This is a genomic window from Rhizobacter sp. P1_G5, assembly GCF_056405435.1.
In genome coordinates this window covers 1-1,648 of the sequence record NZ_JBFUCB010000929.1, presented here as the reverse complement: position 1 = coordinate 1,648, position 1,648 = coordinate 1, and the positions used below count along the sequence as shown (strand labels likewise).

The 1,648-nt window shown below is 70.4% G+C and carries 1 protein-coding gene; it reads right to left on the bottom strand.

The genetic code is table 11. From position 1 onward, the window contains the following. Positions 1 to 1,481 (bottom strand): DNA mismatch repair protein MutS (mutS, locus tag AC1D12_RS32845; protein ID WP_477845308.1); only part of this gene is annotated, 1,481 nt, incomplete at its 3' end. Positions 1,482 to 1,648 lie beyond the last annotated feature (167 nt).

The window sequence follows — 1,648 nt, the reverse complement described above, 5'->3', positions numbered from 1 at the left end:
GTGATGAAGCGCTCGGCGTTCTTCAGCGTCTGGCGGCGCTGGTAGTCCATCGGCACCTTGGCGGCCTGGCCCTGCGTGACCTCGATGTAGAAGCCGTGCACCTTGTTGTATTGCACGCGCAGGTTGGCGATGCCGGTGCGCGTGCGCTCGCGGGCTTCGAGGTCGAGCAGGAAGGCGTCGCAGTTCTGGCTGATGTCGCGCAGCTCGTCGAGCGGGGCATCGAAGCCGCGGGCGATCACGCCGCCGTCGCGCAGCATCACCGACGGCTCGTCGGCGATCGCGCTGCGCAGCAGGGCTTCGATCGCCGTGTCGGGCGTCAGCGCCTCGGCCAGCATCTCCAGCAGCAGGGCGCGGCCCGGCACGCGCTCGCGCAGCGCGGGCAGCGCCTGCAGCGTGGCGCGCAGGCCGGTGAGTTCACGCGGGCGCACCTGGCGCAGCGCGACGCGGGCGGTGATGCGCTCGACGTCGCTGATGCCGCGCAGCGCCTCGCGCAGCGGCGCGACGCCGTGCTCGATCAACACGTCGAGCGCGTCGTGGCGCTGCGATGCGACGGTGCGCTCGCGCAGCGGGTGCGTGAGCCAGTGGCGCAGCGCGCGGCTGCCCATGCCGGTGCGGCAGGTGTCGAGCAGCGACAGCAGCGTCGGCGCGTCGTCGCCGCGCAGCGTCTGCGTGAGTTCGAGGTTGCGGTGCGTGGTGGGCGGCAGGTCGAGCAGGTCGCCGCTGCGCTCCACCTGCAGCGCGCGCACGTGTGCCAGGGCCTGGCCCTGCGTGTGCTCGGCATAGCTCAGCAGCGCGGCGGCGGCGGCCTGCGCGGTGCCGAGTTCCTGTGCGTTGAAGCCGGCGAGGCTCGCGACGCGCATCTGCTCGCACAGTTTGCGCAGGCCAAGGGCGGTGTCGAACTGCCAGCCGGGGCGGTGCGTGATCGCGATGCGGGCCTGCGCGACGGCCGCGGGCACCTGCTCGCGGTCGACCAGCACCTCGGCGGCGTTCAGGCGGGCGAGCCAGCCGGGCAACTCGCGTTCGGTGCATTCGGTCAGGCCGAGTTGGCCGCTGCTCAGGCCGAGCCAGGCGAGGCCGTAGCTGGTGACGCCGCGCTGCGTCTTCTGCGACACCGCGAGCAGCAGCGCGTCGCGCTTGTCGGCGAGCAGCTCGGTGTCGGTGACGGTGCCGGGGGTGACGACGCGCACCACCTTGCGCTCGACCGGGCCCTTGGCGGTGGCGACGTCGCCGACCTGCTCGGCGATCGCGACGGCTTCGCCCAGCTTGATCAGCTTCGCCAGGTAGCTCTCGACGGAATGGAACGGCACGCCGGCCATCACGACCGGCTCGCCGCCGCTCTGGCCGCGGCTGGTCAGCGTGATGTCGAGCAGCTTGTTGGCACGGCGGGCGTCTTCATAGAAGAGCTCGTAGAAGTCGCCCATGCGGTAGAAGACGAGCGTGTCGGGGTGCTCGGCCTTGATGCGCAGGTACTGCTGCATCATTGGGGTATGGGCCGGAATGGGGGCACGCGCGGGAGCCCGGCCGGCGGGCGATTCTTCCGCTAAGTCGTTGAATTGCTGAGTGTTTTTGTCGGATGACATGCTCACGATGGACTTTTCAGCGCCTATGAAAACTTGGGGGAACTTGGCCGTTCTGCGTAGGTTTGCGC